Consider the following 16,694-nt stretch of genomic DNA (forward strand, 5'->3'; position numbering starts at 1 on the left):
CAGACCGGCCTCCGCGCCTGAGACAAGTGACCGGATTCCTGGCCTCCGGCGGCCTGGCCACCGCCCTCCATTGGTCGGTCATGGCTGGCCTGTGGGGGCTGGGCGTGGCTCCTGCGCTGGCCACCGCCACCGGCAGTGCCGCCGGCGCCGGTGTCAATTACGGCCTGCAGCGCCGGCTGGCCTTCGGCGTGGCGAGCCCTCACCGCCGCGCCCTACCCCGCTACCTGCTTTCCTGCTCACTGGCCTGGTTGAGTAACGTGCTGTTGTTCGCCTTCCTGCACAGCGTCGCGGCTTGCCCGGTCGCGCTGGCGCAGGTGGCAACAACGGCCCTGGTCACCGGGCTGAATTACTGTCTCTACCAGAGGTTTGTCTTCCATGAGTCGTTTCCCTCCGTCCGTTAAGACGGGACAAGCGCATGCGTCCCTGGTTTCCATCGTGATCCCGGTGTTCAACGAGCGCCCGGGCCTGCCGGCCTTGCTGGATCACCTCCAGCCGGTGCTGGCCCGGCTGCCGCTGGCCGCCGAGATCGTCTTTGTCGACGACGGCAGCCAGGACGGCAGCGCCGAGTTCCTGATCGACGCAATCCGCAAGCGGCCCGCACTTCGACTGGTCCGGCTGAGTCGCAACTTTGGCAAGGAAGCCGCTCTGACGGCAGGTATTGAGCACGCGCGGGGCGACGCGGTGATCATTCTCGACGCCGACCTGCAGGACCCGCCCGAGCTGATCCCGGAGATGGTGTCGCGCTGGCTGGCGGGAACCGATGTGGTGTTGATGCAGCGGCGTTCGCGACACGGAGAATCCTGGTTCAAGCGACTCTGCGCCTACGGCTACTACCGTCTGCTGAACCGGACCTGTCAGTCGCCGATTCCCGTCGACACCGGCGATTTCCGGTTGATGAGCCGCCGCGCCGTGGACGCCCTGCTGTCCCTGAACGAACGCAACCGCTACATGAAGGGTCTGTTCGCCTGGGTCGGCCTGCCCACCGAAGTGATGACCTACGATCGCAATCCGCGCTCCGCCGGCACCTCCAAGTGGAATTTCCTGGGTCTGTTCGGTCTGGCGCTGGAGGGGCTGACCTCCTTCTCCGTCGCCCCGCTACGCTGGGCCACCGGGATCGGCCTGATCGCGGCGACCCTGGGCGCCGTGTTCGGACTCTGGATCGTGGTCAAGGCGGCCCTGCTGGGCGATGTCATCGCCGGTTATCCCTCACTGGTCGCCATCATCACCTTCCTTGGCGGCATTCAACTGGTCGGCATCGGCATCGTCGGTGAATACGTGGGCAAGACCTACATTGAAAGCAAGCAGCGACCGATCTACATAACCCGGGACGTGATCGGCCAAGGTGGGTCCGCTCCCGACGCCATCCGTCCATTCAGAGAGACACCGCGTCATGTTCAGGTCAGTTAGTCCCTGGCTGTGGGCCCTCGCGGCCATCCTGTTCAGCCGCCTGCTGGGCATGGCCCTGTTTCCCCTGGTGGACACCACAGAGCCCCGCTACGCCGAGATCGCCCGACTGATGGCGGAGACCGGCGACTGGATCACGCCCTGGTTCGAGCCGGGCGAGCCCTTCTGGGGGAAGCCGCCTCTCTCGTTCTGGGCCCAGGCGGCTTCGATCAAGCTGTTCGGCGTCAGCCCGTTCGCCATTCGTGTGCCGTCCTGGCTTGCCATGCTGGGAGTGCTTTATCTGACCGGTCGCCTGGCCCTCGCCCTCACGGACCGGGCGACCGCCCGCTGGTCGGTTCTGATCCTGGCATCCATGGCGCTGAGCTATGTCAGCGCCGGCGCCGTCATGACCGACCCGTTCCTGACCCTGGGCACCACGCTGAGCCTGGTCAGCTTCGCCCTGGTCAACCAGGGACAGGAGCGGATCTGGCGCTGGTTTTTCTTTCTGGGCCTGGCTATCGGCCTGTTGGCGAAGGGCCCACTGGCACTGGTGCTGACCGGACTGCCGATCGGCGGCTGGCTGTTGCTGCAGGGCCAGTGGCGCGCTCGGCTTCGCGCCTTCCCCTGGCTGACCGGCACCTTACTCACCGCCGCGCTGACGCTGCCCTGGTATATCCTGGCGGAGCTGAAAACCCCGGGGTTCCTGGACTACTTCATCGTCGGCGAGCACTTCCGTCGCTTTATCGATCCGGGCTGGACCGGCGATCTCTACGGCTCCGCCCACGACCAGCCCAAGGGCATGATCTGGGTGTTCTGGCTCTGGGCGTCGTTTCCCTGGGGATTGCTGGCACTGGGCCTGATGGCCAGTTACGGCTTCCGCCTCTGGCGTGACGGCGGCCGCACGCGCAAACGGGCCCAGCCACCGGTCCGGTTCCTGTGGCTGGCCACCCTGGCGCCGATGGTTTTCTTCACGCTGGCCGGTAACACCCTGTGGACCTACGTTCTGCCCGCGCTGCCGTTTTCAGCCATCCTGCTGGCTCGGGAGCTTGTCCCCAGGCTGGCCGACCGCAAAAGCCGCTGGCGATCCGGGGCCCGGGCACTGACCGCTACCGTGCCGGCGCTCATCGCGGTCGTGGCCCTGGCCAGCCCCGCGTTGGTAGAGCATCTGAAAACCGAGAGACCGCTGGTACGCGTCTATACAGAGATCCAGCGGCCCGGAGACAGCGCGCTGCTCTATCTGGACGAGGTGCCCTTCTCCGCGCGCTACTACAGCCGCGGTCTGGCTCGGGAAACCACACTGGCAGGGCTGACGCGAATGCGACAGAATCGGGGCTACGCGCGCTACCTGGTCGCGGTGCCCAGGGATGAACAAGCGTTATTCACCGCCAGGTTCCCGACCGCCCGTCCGGTCCGGGGCGCCAGTCAACGCTACGTTCTGTTGTCCTTGCCCGGCAACGCAACGGCCCGTAAGAGCTGATCAGAAGCACCATGTCATCACCCACTGCCACGCCCAGCCTGCGATTGCTGATCGTCGAGGATCAGATCGATCTCGCCGAGAATCTGTTCGAGTTTCTCGGCGACGAGCGCTACGACCTGGACTTCGCCGCCGACGGTCTCACCGCCCTCCACCTGCTGTCGACCAACGAGTACGACGTGGTGGTGCTCGACCTGATGCTACCGGGCGTCTCCGGCTTCGAGATCTGCCGCCGCATCCGCCGTGACCTGCAGTGCGCCACCCCGATCATCATGATGACCGCCCGGGGCGCGCTGGCCGACAAGGAACAGGGGTTCGAGGATGGTGCCGATGACTATCTGGTCAAACCGTTCGAGCTGCGCGAACTGCAGCTGCGCATCGACGCCCTGCATCGGCGTTTCACCGCTCGCAAGCCCGGGCTTGGCGCCGGACCGGTGCGCTTTGATCCAGGCACCCTGACGGTGGAGTTACATGGGCAGCGGGCCGAGCTGACCGGTATCCCCGCGCGCCTGTTCGAGTTGCTGATCCGGGCCTATCCCAACTTCCTCAGCCATGACGCCCTGAGCGATGCCATCTGGGGCGAGGCGGCAGCTGAGAGCGACGGTCACACCCTGCGTACCCATATCTATTCCCTGCGCCGTACCCTCCAGGGCACACTGGGCCACGCCCTGGTCAAGACGGTCTACGGCCGGGGTTACCGGATCGTGCCACCCGACGCCGAGGAGCCGTCCGCGCCGTGAGACGTTCGCTGGCGACACGCCTCTTCCGAAACCTGTTTGCCGTTAGTCTGGTCACGGCCCTGCTGTCCATCGGCGCCATCGAAGTCTTCTATGAAGACATGGAAGACACCATCCTCAGTCTGGAACTGACCGAGGAGCAGGCCTATTTCCGCAAACATATCCAGGGCAATTCGGTGCAGCAATGGGACACAGCGCGCCTGAAGGCGATTTTCCTGCCGGCCGGCGCCCCGGAAGACGCGCTGCCGGACTATCTCAAAGGAAAGCCGGCACCCTATTCCGGTGAGCTGGAGCTGACCGAGGCCACCTACCTGGTTCTGGTGGAGCCGGTCGATAACCCGCCGGGCCACCTCTACCTGTCACAGGACATTTCCATCATGGAAGGCCAGGAGTTGCTGTCCCAGCTCACCGTCCTGGGCGTGCTGCTGGGTATGGCGCTGATCGGATTCGTGCTGTCCCGTCTCAGTGCCCGCCGGCTGGTCCATCCACTGCGCAAGCTGACGCAACAGATCCAGGCCACGGAACCGGCCAAGACCATGCGGCGGCTGGAAACCGAATACCAGGACACGGAGTTCGCCGATATCGCCGGGGCTTTCAACCGCTTCCTCGATGCCCTGGAGGCCTTCGTCGACCGGGAGAAGTCGTTCGTCAAGCTGGCCAGTCACGAATTGCGTACGCCCCTGGCCGTGATGAGCGGCGCGCTGGAAATCATCGAGAAGCGCAACGCCCTGTCCGAAGCGGACCAGCGCACGCTGGCCCGTATCCGACGGGCGGCCAACGACATGCAGGCCGACGTCAACGTCCTGCTCAAGCTGGCGCGCGGTCACGTCGACAGCGATGAGCCGGAACCGGTCAGTCTCGCCCGGATCACCCGGGACACCATGGCGGACCTGGAAAACAGCCAGTCGGACCAACCGGACCGCCTGCGTTTCGATGCCGCCGGCGATCAGACGCTGATGACCGACCCTCCGCTGTTGCGCATGCTTATCCGTAACCTCCTGCAAAATGCCCTCAAGCACACACGCGGCCCGGTGGATATCGAGCTGCTCGCCGATGGACTGCGCATCACGGACTACGGCCGGGGCCTGCCCAGAGACGTCAGCGAACGTCTGGAAAACAATATTTCCAGACGAGAGCGACGCATGCAGGAGAGTAACTTTGGCCTGTTGCTGGTCCAACTCATCTGTGAACGCCAGGACTGGCAGCTCGACATCGTCGGATCCGGCCCGGGCGGCACCACCATGGACGTCCACTTCGGCGCGGATCAACTCACTCCCGCTTGCAAATGAACCGCGTCCAGGACCTGCACGGCGGCGAGACGCTTGATCCGATACCGGTGCAGCCCCTGGACTGACCGCCACATCGCCCCAAATGCGATTCATTCTCACAAAAGAAGCGCGATCAGGACGGTAAAAATCACGAAAACATTACCATTTGCTGCGAATCGACCTGGTGCACCCTCGCCTCGCCATAGCGCACTGCGCTGGTTTCAGCCTGCCAGAAACATGCCTAATCCTATGTTTTTAAATAAATTTAATAATGCTGTCCGACAATCCCCGGATTGACTCCATTCGGTTCATTCACCCCGCGAATAAGCGCATGTCGTTTTTTCGATTGCTCACTGCCCGACCAGTCACTACTTTCTACAGCCACTGCCATCCGTATTAACCGCAGATGGTACGACGCAGATAGCATCAAGGAGCTCCCAAAAGCTCCCAAGAAAAAACCAATAAACTCCCAGAAAAAGACCGACAGGAAACGCTACGCTATGAAACGACTCCTCACAGCCTGTGTGAGCTGCCTTGCTCTGGCCGGCGCACCGATGGCGGGCTCCGCCGCGGAGGCCGACAAGGAACTGAAGCTGGCCTATGACGCCGACCCGGTGACGCTGGACATCCACGAGCAGCTTTCCGGCGGCATTCTGCAGCTGTCGCACATGACCTTCGACCCGCTGATCCGCTGGACCAAGGACCTGGAATTCGAACCGCGCCTGGCCAAGAGCTGGGAACGCATCGACGACCGCACCATGCGCTTCCACCTGCGCGAAGGCGTCAAGTTTCATTCCGGCAACACCCTCACCAGTGAAGACGTGAAGTTCACCTTCGACCGTCTCAAGAAGAGCCAGGACTTCAAGGCCATCTTCAAGCCGTTCAGCGAGCTGAAGATCGTTGATGACACCACCTTCGATCTGGTCACCAACAAGCCTTACCCGCTGCTGCTCAACGCCGCCACCTACATCTTCCCGATGGACAAGGCGTTCTACACCGGCGAAGACGATAACGGCAACGACAAGGGCGCGATTTCCAAGCAGGGCAGCACTTTCGCCTCGCGCAACCAATCTGGCACCGGCCCCTACGTCGTCACTTCCCGCCAGCAGGGCGTGAAGGTCGAGTTTGACCGTTTCGACGACTACTGGGATACCGAATCCCCGGGTAACGTGGGTCACATCACCCTGACCCCGATCAAGGAAAACAACACCCGCGTTTCCGCCCTGCTGTCCGGCGGTGTGGACTTCATCGCACCGGTGCCGCCGACCGATCTGGAGCGGATCAAGCGTGATCCGAAGACCGATCTGGTCACCATGAGCGGCACCCGCATCATCACGTTCCAGATGAACCAGGAGCGCGTTGAAGCCTTCAAGGACAAGCGCGTGCGTCAGGCCATCGCTTACGCCGTCAACCAGGAAGGCATCGCCGCCAAGATCATGAAAGGCTTCGCCACCCCGGCCGCCCAGCTGTCTCCGACCGGCTACCAGGGCCACGTGGACAGCCTCAAGCCGCGCTTCGACGTGGCCAAGGCCAAGGAGCTGATGAAGGAAGCCGGTTACGAGGACGGTTTCACCATCACCATGATGGCGCCGAATAACCGCTACGTGAACGACGACAAGATCGCCCAGGCGGTTGCGGCCATGCTGGCGCGCATCAACATCAAGGTGGATCTCAAGACGCTGCCCAAAGCACAGTACTGGCCCGAGTTCGACAACCGCGCCGCCGACATGATGATGATCGGTTGGCACGCGGACACCGAGGACTCCGCCAACTTCTACGAGTTCCTGACCATGTGTCCGGATGCCGACAGCGGCAACGGCCAGTACAACGCCGGCAACTACTGCAACCCGGAGCTGGACAAGCTGGTTGACCAGGCCAACGTCGAGACCGATCTGGACAAGCGCGCCGCGCTGCTGCAGAAGGTCGAGCAGGGGCTGTACGACGACGCCGCTTTCGTCCCGCTGCACTGGCAGGATCTGGCCTGGGCCTCGAAGTCCAACGTGAAGATCGAGCCGATCCTCAACGTGATGAACTTCCCCTACATCGGCGACCTGGTCGTCGAATAAGCGGGGCCTGACACGGAAGCCGGGCCCTTGGCGGCAAACGCCTCCAGGGCCCGGTTTTTGTATTCGTAAACAAGAAATACCCCCAAGTAACCCGGAACGCCAAGGGCCACAAGCCCGACGCGATCCAAGCCAGCTTTCGGTGTAACCCCATGTTAGCTTTTTTGGTGCAACGAATTGGCCAGGCTCTACTGGTCATGTTCGTGATCAGCGTGATCAGCTTCGCCATCCAGGATGGCCTCGGCGATCCGCTCCGACAGATGGTCGGGCAGTCCGTGTCCGACGCCGAGCGGGAACAGCTCCGCGAGGATCTGGGCCTGAACGATCCTTTCCTGGTGCAGTACGTCCGTTTCGCGACCAACGCGGTCCAGGGCGACCTGGGCACGTCCTATTTCTACGGGAAACCCACCCTCGACGTGATCCTGGAGCACCTGCCGGCGACGCTGGAGCTGGTCATCGCCGCCAGCCTGATGATCGCCTTCCTGTCGGTCCCCATCGGGGTCTACGCCGCCATACGCCCACGGGCCTGGCTGTCGAAATTCTTTATGGGCGTGAGTACCGTCGGGATTTCCATCCCGGTCTTCCTCACGGCCATCGTGCTGATCCAGCTGTTCTCCATCGGCGTGACGGTGACCTGGTTTCCGTCGGACACCGGCTGGGGGCAATGGCTCAACGACTTCTTCTCCACTGACGGCGGCATGCCGTCCTACGGCCGCGGTGACGAACTGACGCACCTGTTCGGCACCTGGGAATCCAACTTCTTCTCCGGCACGGGGCTGCTGCACCTGCTGCTGCCGGCGGTGTCGCTGGCGTCGATCATGCTGCCGCTGTTCATCCGCCTGATCCGCGCCGAGATGATGGAAGTGCTGCAGAGCGACTACATCCGCTACGCCCAGGCCAAGGGCGTTTCGCCGCGCCGAATCAATTTCCTGCACGCCCTGAAGAACACCATGCTGCCGGTCATTACCGTCGGCGGGGTGCAGATCGGCATCATGGTGGCCTACACCATCCTCACCGAGACCGTGTTCCAGTGGCCGGGCGTGGGCCTGATGTTCCTGGAGGCCATCACCCGCAGCGACATCCCGCTGATCGTCGCTTACCTAATGGTGGTGGGCCTGGTCTTCGTCATCACCAACACCGTGGTTGACCTGGTCTACGGCCTGGTGAACCCGACCGTAAAACTGACAGGTAAGAAGGCATGACCACAGCAACCGCAAACGCATCCCGCTGGAGCCGGTTCCGGGAATCCTTCCTCTGGTACAGCTTCAAGCGCGACAAGATCGCCATCGTCAGTTTCATCGTGTTCGTGGTGATCGCCGCCGCCGCGTTCCTGGCGCCGCTGCTGGCCCCGCACGATCCCTACGATCTGGCCACCATCAACATCATGAACTCGGAGCTGCCGCCCGCCTGGCTCGACGGCAGCGACCCGGCGTTCCCGGTGGGCACCGACTCCCAGGGCCGCGACCTGCTCTCAACGATCCTGTACGGCACCCGCGTGTCCCTGCTGATCGGCTTCGGCGCCGTGATCCTGCAGGCAGCCCTGGGCATCCTGTTCGGTCTGCTGGCCGGCTACCTGGGCGGCAAGGTCGACTCCATCCTGATGCGCATCGCCGACGTGCAGCTGTCGTTCTCCACCCTGATGGTCGCCATCATCGTTGGTGCCGTGTTCAAGGCCAGCTTCGGCAACCTGATGTTCGGCGAGATCGCCATCTACATGCTGATCCTGATCATCGGTCTGGCGGAATGGCCGCAGATCGCCCGCACCGTGCGTGCCTCGGTGCTGGCCGAAAAGAAGAAGGAATACGTGGACGCGGCCAAGGTGATGGGCTTCCGCACCAACCGCATCATGTTCCGGCACATCCTGCCCAACACCCTGTCGCCGATCTTCGTCATCTCGACGGTGCAGATCGCCAACGCGATCATCTCCGAGGCGGCGCTGTCGTTCCTCGGCCTGGGCATGCCGGAAACCCAGCCGTCGCTGGGTTCGCTGATCAAATCCGGCTTCGATTACATCCAGAGCGGTTCCTGGTGGATCACGCTGATTCCCGGCCTGGTGCTGGTGGTCCTCGTGCTGGTCATCAACCTGTTGGGTGACTGGCTGCGTGATGTGATGAACCCGAGACTGTACAAGGGGTAAACCATGGCACTGCTGGAAGTTAAGAATCTCGATGTCCGCTTCGCGGTGCGTGGCGGCGACCTCAAGGCCCTGCGCAAGATCAGCTTCTCCCTGGACAAGGGCGAGCGGCTGGGCCTGGTGGGGGAATCCGGCGCCGGTAAATCCGTCGCGGCCTTCTCCATCCTCAACCTGATTGCCCGCCCCGGCTACATCGCCGGCGGCGAGATCCTGTTCGAAGGCCGGAACCTGGCGACCATGAGCGAGCGCGAACTGCGCAAGATCCGCGGCCATCGCATCGCCATGATTTTCCAGGACCCGATGATGACCCTGAACCCGGTGCTCAGCATTGGCACCCAGATGGTGGAGGCGCTCAAGGCGCACCGCCGCATCAGCACCCGGGAAGCGCGCCAGATCGCCCTGGACCGCCTCAAGCAGGTTCAGATCCCGTCCCCGGACAAGCGCCTGGACCAGTATCCGCACGAGCTGTCCGGCGGCATGCGCCAGCGGGTGATCATCGCCATCGCCCTGCTGCTGGACCCGGAGATCATCATTGCCGACGAGCCCACCACGGCGCTGGATGTCACCATCCAGGCGGAAATCATGGCCCTGCTGCTGGAGCTGTGCGAGCAGCGCAACGTGGCCCTGATGCTGATCACCCACGACCTGGGCGTGGTGTCCCAGGTGACCCAGCGCATGCTGGTCATGTACGCCGGTCGCATCATCGAACAGGGACCGACCAAGGAAATCATCAACGACGCCCAGCACCCCTACACCCAGGGGCTGATCAACGCCCTGCCGCAAATGGGCGAACCGGGGCGTCGCCTGTACCAGATCCCGGGCGCCATGCCCTCGCTGAACCGGATACCCACCGGGTGTCCGTTCCATCCGCGCTGCCAGTTCGCCACCGATCTGTGCAAGCAGGAGATGCCGGACTACGTCACCTCCGGCAACGTCGATGTGGCCTGCCATGAAGTGCGCAAGCTGATCGAAGAAGAGAAACAACAGCGGGAGATGAGCTCATGAATGCCGAGGCCAAGCCCCTCGTCGAAATCCGGGATCTGGAGAAACGCTTCGACCTGTCCGGCAACTTCCTGGAGCAGTTGCGTTTCCGCAACGGCCGCTTCGAGCGGCACCAGGAATTCGTCCACGCCATCAACGGCGTCAATCTGGACGTGCAGAAGGGCGAAGCCCTGTGCGTGGTGGGCGAATCCGGCTGCGGCAAGTCCACCGTGGCCCGCACCGTGATGGGCCTGCTGTCGCCGAGCGGCGGCGAGATCCACTACGATGGCCAGCGCATCGACGATCTCGACGGTAAGGACGTATTGCCCTATCGCCGCAAGATGCAGATGATTTTCCAGAATCCTTACGCGTCGCTGAATCCGCGCATGACGATCCAGCAGACCCTGGAGGAGCCGATCCGGTTCCACCATCCGGACTGGTCGAAAGACACGATTCGCGACAAGGTGCATGAGGTCATGCACTCGGTGGGCATCGACCCGGACTGGGGCAAGCGCTTCGGCCACGAGTTTTCCGGCGGCCAGCGCCAGCGCATCGCCATCGCCCGGGCCCTGGCGGTGGATCCGGAGTTCATCGTCGCCGATGAGCCGATTTCGGCGCTGGACGTGTCCATCCAGGCGCAGGTACTGAACCTGCTGATGGACGCCCAGGAAGACCGCGGCCTGACGTACCTGTTCATCACCCACGACCTGTCGGTGGTGGAACACTTCGGTACCCGGGTGGCCGTGATGTACCTGGGCACGGTGTGCGAACTGGCCGATACCAAGACGCTGTTCGACAGCCCGCGCCATCCGTATACCCAGGCGTTGCTGTCGGCGATACCGCGGCTGGAGGACGATCGTCCGAATCACATCCGCCTGCACGGCGAGGTGTCGACGCCGGTCAACCTGCCGTCGGGCTGTGTGTTCCACGGTCGCTGTCCGTACGCCAACGACCGCTGCAAGACCGAGGTGCCCAAGCTGATCGTCTCAGACGCCGGCAGTCAGGTGGCTTGCCATGCCGTCGAGGAAGGCCGTCTATAGTGTGGATTAGCCGAAATCGCGACGCGAACACTTAGACGCAGGTAACCCTGGCATGGAAGTACGCTGGTTAGAAGACTTTATGGCGCTGGCCCGGACGCAGCATTTTTCCCGCGCGGCGGAAATGCAGCACGTCAGCCAGCCCACGTTCAGCCGGCGCATCAAGCTGCTTGAAGAAGCCATGGGCTCCACGCTGATCAACCGCCAGACCCTGCCGCTGTCGCTGACGCCGGCGGGTCAGGTGTTCCTGGAGATGTGCGAACGCATCACCCGGGATGTGCGCGACACCCGCGAGCGGATCACGTCGCTGGAGGCCGACGCCGCCACGCGGATCAGTGTGGGTTCGACCCAGGGGCTGTTCTCCCACTTTTTCTCCGGGTGGGTGGAACGCACCGGCATGCGCGACCGTATCGAGATCAACCTCAAATCCACCAACTGGGTGGGCGAGGACTTCCTCGACGCGCTGGACAACGGCGACGTGGACATGGTGCTCTGCTACTGGCACGAGGACCTGCCCTGGCGTTCGCGGCTGAACGCCGACCGTTACGAATGGCTGACCCTGGCACAGGAACGGGTCACGCCGTTCACGATCAGCCAGGACAACGGCGAACCGCGGTTTTCACTGCCCGGCACCCAGGAACAGCCGGTGCCCGTGATCGCCTACCACGCGCGCGGCTTCCTGAAATCCGCCATCCTGGCGCACCTGGCGCGCACCCAGCCCCAGGCACATCTGCTGCCACTGAACGAAAACAGCCATTCCGCCAGCGTCAAGGCGCTGCTCAAGCAGGGCTTTGGAATGGGCTGGCTGCCCTACCGGATGGGCGAGAAAAGCGAACACTTTGGCCAACTGGTCCGCGCCGGTGACGAGCGCTGGGACGTGTTTGTGGATATCCGGCTGATCCGACTGCGCCAGCCGCGCTCGGAAGACACACTCACTCTCTGGAACGAACTGGTCAACCAATATGTCTGACTCCCGCATCGACGCCCTGCAACTCGAACACATCGAGCACCTGCAGGCCGCCTACGCCGACATCCTCAACCAGCACGGTTACGACGCAATCCTGATCGGCTCGGGCGCTGCACCGATGCGTTATGCCGACGACCAGGCCCACCATCACCACGGTTACGGCCATTTCCTGCACTGGACCGGCCTGGCCGGCACCGAGCACAGCTGGCTGCTGGTGGACAAGGACGGCGGAGCCCGGCTGTTCCTGCACACGCCGGTGGATTTCTGGCACGCCACCGCCAGCATCCCCGACGCGCCCTGGACCCAGCGCATCGACGTGACCGGCCAGCCGGGCCCGGAGGCGCCGGACATCGACTACCCCGAACGTCTGGCCGTCATCGGTGACCCAGCCCAGGTGAGCGATGTAAAAGGCGACCTCAACCCGGCCACCCTGCTGTCTGCGCTGGACAACCTGCGCGTCGCCAAGACGCCCTACGAAGTCGCGTGCATCGATCACGCTAACGCCATCGCGGCAAAGGGGCACGAGGCCGCCCGCGAGGCTTTCCTCGCCGGCGCCAGCGAGTTCGAGATCAACCTGGCCTACCAGCAGGCCACCGGCCAGCGCGAAGCCCTGGCGCCGTACCACAGCATCATCGGTCTGAACGATCACGCCGGCATCCTGCACTACCAGTATTACGACACCCGCTCGCCGGCGCGCCCGCGTAGCCTGCTGATCGACGCCGGCGTGCGCTATCGCGGCTACTGCTCGGACATCACCCGCACCACCGCCGCTCCCGGCGAGAACCGCTTCCAGGCGCTGATCGGCGGGCTGGAATCCCTGCAGAAACGGCTGTGTGAGGCGGTGGCGCCCGGCGTGGACTACATGGAACTGCACCGGCGCTGCCACCAGGGGATCGCCGCCCTGCTCAAGGCCAGCGAGCTGGTCCACACCCTGGACGACAACGCCATCGTTGAGCGCGGCATTACCCGCGCCTTCTTCCCGCACGGGCTGGGGCATTTCCTGGGCATCCAGGTGCACGACGTCGCCGGCAAGCCGCGTCCGTCCCCCGAAGACCACCCCGCCCTGCGTCTGACTCACTGCCTCAAGCCGGGCATGGTGGTCACCATCGAGCCGGGCCTGTACTTCATTCCCTCGTTGCTGGAACCGGTACTCGACGGCCCCGACGGCCAGTACCTCAACCGCACCCTGATTGACGAGCTCAAGGGCTGCGGCGGTATCCGCATCGAGGACAACGTGCTGGTCACGGAAGCCGGCGCGCGCAACCTGACCCGAACCCACCTGCCCGTCTGATTCGAACGAGGATCGACAAGGAGCCACCATGCCGCACCACGAACAGTTCGCCAGTGATAACTACGCCGGTATCTGCCCCGAAGCCATGGACTACATGGCCCGCGCCAACGAGCGCGACGCCAGCGCCTACGGCGAGGACCCGTGGACGCAGATGGCGGCGGACCGCCTGCGCGAGACGTTCGAGTCGGACTGCGAGGTGTTCTTCGTATTCAACGGCACGGCGGCCAATTCCCTGAGCCTGGCGGCCATGTGCCAGTCGTTCCACAGTGTGATCTGCCACGAACTGGCGCACGTGGAAACCGACGAGTGCGGCGGCCCGGAGTACGCCTCCAACGGCTCCAAACTGCTGGTGGGCGACGGCCCCAACGGCAAGCTGACGCCCGAGAGCATCGAGCGGATGGTGACCCGGCGTACGGACATTCACTACCCCAAGCCGCGGGTCATTACCCTCACCCAGTCCACCGAGGTGGGGACGCTCTACAGCATCGAGGAACTGAAAGCGATCCGCGAAGTGGCGGACCGCTACGGCCTGCGCATCCACATGGACGGCGCCCGCTTCGCCAACGCCGCCGCCGCGCTCGACGCCACACCGGCCGAGATCACCTGGAAGTCCGGCGTCGACGTGCTGTGTTTCTCGGGCACCAAGAACGGCCTGGCCGTCGGTGAAGCCATTCTCTTCTTCAATCGCCAGCTGGCGGAGGACTTCGAGTGGCGCTGCAAGCAGGCCGGGCAGTTGGCTTCCAAGATGCGCTTCATCTCCGCGCCCTGGTGCGGGCTACTGGAAAACGACGCCTGGCTGAAGAACGCCGCCCACGCCAACGCCTGCGCCGCCCGATTGGAAGCCGGCCTACAGCAACTGGACGGCATCGAACTGTGCTTCCCGCGCCAGGCCAACGCCGTATTCGTGGACCTGCCGCAATCGGTGCAGACGGCCCTGCGCGCCAAGGGCTGGCACTTCTACACCTTCATCGGCGGCGCGGCCCGCTTCGTCTGCTCCTGGTCCAGCACCCTGGACCGCGTCGATGCCCTGGTAAGGGACATTGGCCTGGCCATCGCGGCCGGCGTCAGTTCTGACTGATGCTCGCCCCCTGCCCGGCATCCTGCACCACGTCCAGCATTCGCTCACGCCGGTCCGGATAGGCCGGATGGGTGGACATGGGCCGGCGCAGGCTGCTTTTGCCGGACGACAGTTCGTCGACGTAGGCGTCGATCGCCGCTTCGCCAACCGCATGGCCGGATACCGCCATGCGCACCGAGCAGGCATCCGCCTGTAGCTCCTGGTTCTGCGAGTAACCGGCGATGGCACCGCGCAGGATCAGCAGTTTCTCCACGACCGCCTCGGAGGGTTTCCCTTCGGCCGATAGCAGGCTCTGGAGATCGTCCGTGGTCTCTACCACGTCCACCAGCCGCGCCTGCAATTCCCGGGTGGTATGGCGCTGCACCACGTGGGCCACCTCATGGCCGATGATCAGGTCCGCGTGGTTGGTGTCGAAAACACCACTGTTAACGTACAGGTAGCCCCCCGGCAGCGCTTCGGCGTTGACGCTTTCGTCATCCACCAGGAACAGCTGGAAGGTATAGGGCTGCTCCTGGTCGATGCCCGCCAGCACCTGCTCCAGCACGGCGTCGGCCTGCTCGTAGAGTGACCGCACCCGGCGCCGCTTGTTGTCGCGACTGAGGATCAGACCGGATTGCGCCAGGCGTTCCTCATGCAGACGTTCGCCATAGGCCAGCTCCAAATCCAGCGGCAGCCAGTTGGCTTTCTTGGCGCTCTCCCTGGCCTCGTCGAGCTCGATCGCGTTGGCCGGGTCCACCGAATCCCCGGCCAGCAGGGCATCGCTCAACCCCGACACATAACCCCCAACGCTCTGGCGCACAAAATCGAAGTTGCTTTGCAGCTCGAATGGCGCCACCAGGTGGCGGCAAAGCCGGTCGTCCGCCGTCAGCATCCCCTCATAGCTGTTGTATTCCGACGCGGTGAGTTGGTTGAGGTTGTTCAGGTGGGCTATCTGGCACTGCCGCTCCCACAACGTGACATACTCCGGCGGCCGCCCGGATCGCGGCGAGGCCTGCAGGGCCTGGATCAGCGCCGGCGTGGCTCGCGGGTCCAGGGTCATGTCGTTGACCGCCTGGAAGTGGCAGATGGCGTGGCGCGTGTTCTCGCCGGAAATACCATCCGCGCTGCCGGCGCTGTAGCCGCGGGCATTCAGGAGTTGCTGCGCCTGGCGGGTCAGACTGGCGGTATCCACCGCTTCCGGACGATCCGTGGGCGACGGGGTCTCTGGCTGCGGTTGCGCCGGCGCCGACCTTGCCGTTACGGCGTTATCGGCGGCGTTGGCGTTATCGCCCGACTGGCCGGTGATGGTGTCGCCCGCATCCTTCAGCGCCTTGCCGATATCGTCGAACAACCCGGCCTGCAAAGGCCCGGCCAGGGACAACAGACCGGCCAGCCCAAGGCTGCGGTATGGCATCGTCCGTTTCATCGTGCGCCTCCGTCAGCGAGGTAGCGACGCGCGGCCTGCTCCATGTCGAAATTGTACTGCCACTCCCGGGCCTTGGCGGCCTGCAGCAGGGCCTTCATCCGCGGCGACAGCGTCTCGTAGCCCTCCACCGCCTGCAGCTCCTCCTGAAACAGCGCCTGGTCCTCCGCATAGGCGATGGCAAATTCGCCCCGGTAGGTGCGCCCGTCGGCCCGGACTGTCCAGGCGTAATCGGTTTCGAACTCGAAGTGCTCGGCGGGCACGCGAACCGCGCCATCAATCACCGGCTGTTCGTAAAGGGTGTCGCCGCTCTCGGATATCAGGGTGAAATCGCTGTATTGCCGGTGCTGCTCGTAGTCGGGCCGGATCACCAGTTCCCGCTTGGGTTTGAGCACGCTGCCGGACGGGAAGAATTCCAGCCTGTCGCCGCTGTCCAGACGCTTGCCGCCAAAGGCCGTGGCGCGTACCGAGGCCACCAGATAGGACAGCCAGCCGCGCACATCGCCCTCACCCGCCATCAATTCGCTCAGGGATTTGCTGTCCCCGGCCGCAAGGTCAACGCAGTTCTCCGTATCCGACGCCCCCGGTTCGCACAGGATGGCCAGCGTATCCACGGCCCGTACCTGTGGGTCTGAAGTACCCGACGCGCACTGTGCTCCCTTGGCACCGGCGAGCGGGTCCTCCGTATCGATCCGGTCACCGAAAACGGCGCTGCGAACGCAGCCGGCATCCGGGTCGGTTAGCTCGACAGAGCCTTCGATCACCACCAGCTCCAGCGCCTGCGAGGACGCTGCGGCCAAACCTGCGAGCACCAGGCCCGTCAGAGTCACTATCGATTTCATGCTGTGATCTCCATGTCATCGTGAGTCATTCCATGCC

General features: G+C 64.0%; 15 protein-coding genes. 13 read left to right on the top strand and 2 right to left on the bottom strand.

The window, feature by feature from the left end; all coding sequences use genetic code 11:
- The first annotated feature begins 26 nt into the window (after window positions 1-26).
- The 13 genes from GQB00_RS10605 (at window position 27) to GQB00_RS10665 (ending at window position 14,413) form a co-directional block, all read left to right on the top strand.
- Window positions 27-401 carry a GtrA family protein gene (locus GQB00_RS10605; RefSeq protein WP_228160489.1) on the top strand — a complete coding sequence of 125 codons (375 nt, stop codon included), beginning with the start codon at window positions 27-29 and terminating at the stop codon, window positions 399-401.
- Entirely contained in the window at window positions 376-1,407 is a 1,032-nt protein-coding gene (locus GQB00_RS10610) for a glycosyltransferase family 2 protein (RefSeq protein WP_111493907.1), read from the top strand. The genes GQB00_RS10605 and GQB00_RS10610 overlap by 26 nt, the downstream gene beginning before the upstream one ends.
- Entirely contained in the window at window positions 1,391-2,860 is a 1,470-nt protein-coding gene (locus GQB00_RS10615) for an ArnT family glycosyltransferase (RefSeq protein WP_165856194.1), read from the top strand. The genes GQB00_RS10610 and GQB00_RS10615 overlap by 17 nt, the downstream gene beginning before the upstream one ends.
- An 11-nt stretch (window positions 2,861-2,871) precedes the next feature.
- A complete protein-coding gene (locus GQB00_RS10620; protein ID WP_111493903.1) occupies window positions 2,872-3,597 on the top strand; it encodes a response regulator transcription factor in 726 nt (241 codons plus the stop codon).
- Entirely contained in the window at window positions 3,594-4,883 is a 1,290-nt protein-coding gene (locus GQB00_RS10625; RefSeq protein WP_165856195.1) for a sensor histidine kinase, read from the top strand. The genes GQB00_RS10620 and GQB00_RS10625 overlap by 4 nt, the downstream gene beginning before the upstream one ends.
- A gap of 479 nt (window positions 4,884-5,362) precedes the next feature.
- Entirely contained in the window at window positions 5,363-6,928 is a 1,566-nt protein-coding gene (locus tag GQB00_RS10630; protein ID WP_165856196.1) for an ABC transporter substrate-binding protein, read from the top strand.
- A 149-nt stretch (window positions 6,929-7,077) separates the two neighbouring features.
- Window positions 7,078-8,127 (top strand): ABC transporter permease, encoded by a 1,050-nt coding sequence (locus GQB00_RS10635; RefSeq protein WP_111493897.1) that lies wholly within the window; start codon window positions 7,078-7,080, stop codon window positions 8,125-8,127.
- Window positions 8,124-9,062, top strand: a complete 939-nt coding sequence (locus tag GQB00_RS10640; RefSeq protein WP_165856197.1) for an ABC transporter permease — start codon at window positions 8,124-8,126, stop codon at window positions 9,060-9,062. The genes GQB00_RS10635 and GQB00_RS10640 overlap by 4 nt, the downstream gene beginning before the upstream one ends.
- A gap of 3 nt (window positions 9,063-9,065) precedes the next feature.
- Window positions 9,066-10,064: an ABC transporter ATP-binding protein gene (locus GQB00_RS10645; protein ID WP_111493893.1), complete on the top strand. Its 999-nt coding sequence runs from the start codon at window positions 9,066-9,068 to the stop codon at window positions 10,062-10,064.
- The gene (locus GQB00_RS10650; RefSeq protein ID WP_111493891.1) at window positions 10,061-11,080 is read left to right on the top strand and encodes an ABC transporter ATP-binding protein; all 1,020 of its coding nucleotides are present in this window, start codon (window positions 10,061-10,063) and stop codon (window positions 11,078-11,080) included. The genes GQB00_RS10645 and GQB00_RS10650 overlap by 4 nt, the downstream gene beginning before the upstream one ends.
- Window positions 11,081-11,132: 52 nt before the next feature.
- Complete coding sequence (locus GQB00_RS10655; RefSeq protein WP_165856198.1) at window positions 11,133-12,047, top strand: LysR family transcriptional regulator; 915 nt, start codon at window positions 11,133-11,135, stop codon at window positions 12,045-12,047.
- The gene (gene pepQ / locus GQB00_RS10660) at window positions 12,040-13,335 is read left to right on the top strand and encodes a Xaa-Pro dipeptidase (RefSeq protein ID WP_165856199.1); all 1,296 of its coding nucleotides are present in this window, start codon (window positions 12,040-12,042) and stop codon (window positions 13,333-13,335) included. The genes GQB00_RS10655 and pepQ overlap by 8 nt, the downstream gene beginning before the upstream one ends.
- 28 nt (window positions 13,336-13,363) lie before the next feature.
- Entirely contained in the window at window positions 13,364-14,413 is a 1,050-nt protein-coding gene (locus GQB00_RS10665) for a low specificity L-threonine aldolase (RefSeq protein ID WP_165856200.1), read from the top strand.
- On the opposite strand, the gene GQB00_RS10670 is transcribed toward GQB00_RS10665, so the two are convergent.
- Together GQB00_RS10670 and GQB00_RS10675 are read right to left on the bottom strand one after the other, a co-directional pair.
- Complete coding sequence (locus GQB00_RS10670; protein ID WP_165856201.1) at window positions 14,400-15,818, bottom strand: M48 family metalloprotease; 1,419 nt, start codon at window positions 15,816-15,818, stop codon at window positions 14,400-14,402. The genes GQB00_RS10665 and GQB00_RS10670 overlap by 14 nt on opposite strands.
- Window positions 15,815-16,657, bottom strand: coding sequence for a hypothetical protein (locus GQB00_RS10675; RefSeq protein WP_165856202.1), 843 nt, complete (start codon window positions 16,655-16,657; stop codon window positions 15,815-15,817). The genes GQB00_RS10670 and GQB00_RS10675 overlap by 4 nt, the downstream gene beginning before the upstream one ends.
- Between the last annotated feature and the right edge of the window lie 37 nt (window positions 16,658-16,694).

Origin of the sequence: Marinobacter sp. JSM 1782161 (assembly GCF_011421605.1) — a bacterium.
Lineage (GTDB): Bacteria > Pseudomonadota > Gammaproteobacteria > Pseudomonadales > Oleiphilaceae > Marinobacter_A > Marinobacter_A bohaiensis.

Bases quoted from the DNA above. Each gene is read 5' to 3' on its own strand.
- GQB00_RS10610 (WP_111493907.1), top strand. From the start codon at position 376: ATGAGTCGTTTCCCTCCGTCCGTTAAGACGGGACAAGCGCATGCGTCC.
- GQB00_RS10615 (WP_165856194.1), top strand. From the start codon at position 1,391: ATGTTCAGGTCAGTTAGTCCCTGGCTGTGGGCCCTCGCGGCCATCCTG.
- GQB00_RS10620 (WP_111493903.1), top strand. From the start codon at position 2,872: ATGTCATCACCCACTGCCACGCCCAGCCTGCGATTGCTGATCGTCGAG.
- GQB00_RS10630 (WP_165856196.1), top strand. From the start codon at position 5,363: ATGAAACGACTCCTCACAGCCTGTGTGAGCTGCCTTGCTCTGGCCGGC.
- GQB00_RS10635 (WP_111493897.1), top strand. From the start codon at position 7,078: ATGTTAGCTTTTTTGGTGCAACGAATTGGCCAGGCTCTACTGGTCATG.
- GQB00_RS10640 (WP_165856197.1), top strand. From the start codon at position 8,124: ATGACCACAGCAACCGCAAACGCATCCCGCTGGAGCCGGTTCCGGGAA.
- GQB00_RS10645 (WP_111493893.1), top strand. From the start codon at position 9,066: ATGGCACTGCTGGAAGTTAAGAATCTCGATGTCCGCTTCGCGGTGCGT.
- GQB00_RS10650 (WP_111493891.1), top strand. From the start codon at position 10,061: ATGAATGCCGAGGCCAAGCCCCTCGTCGAAATCCGGGATCTGGAGAAA.
- GQB00_RS10655 (WP_165856198.1), top strand. From the start codon at position 11,133: ATGGAAGTACGCTGGTTAGAAGACTTTATGGCGCTGGCCCGGACGCAG.
- pepQ (WP_165856199.1), top strand. From the start codon at position 12,040: ATGTCTGACTCCCGCATCGACGCCCTGCAACTCGAACACATCGAGCAC.
- GQB00_RS10665 (WP_165856200.1), top strand. From the start codon at position 13,364: ATGCCGCACCACGAACAGTTCGCCAGTGATAACTACGCCGGTATCTGC.
- GQB00_RS10670 (WP_165856201.1), bottom strand. From the start codon at position 15,818: ATGAAACGGACGATGCCATACCGCAGCCTTGGGCTGGCCGGTCTGTTG.
- GQB00_RS10675 (WP_165856202.1), bottom strand. From the start codon at position 16,657: ATGAAATCGATAGTGACTCTGACGGGCCTGGTGCTCGCAGGTTTGGCC.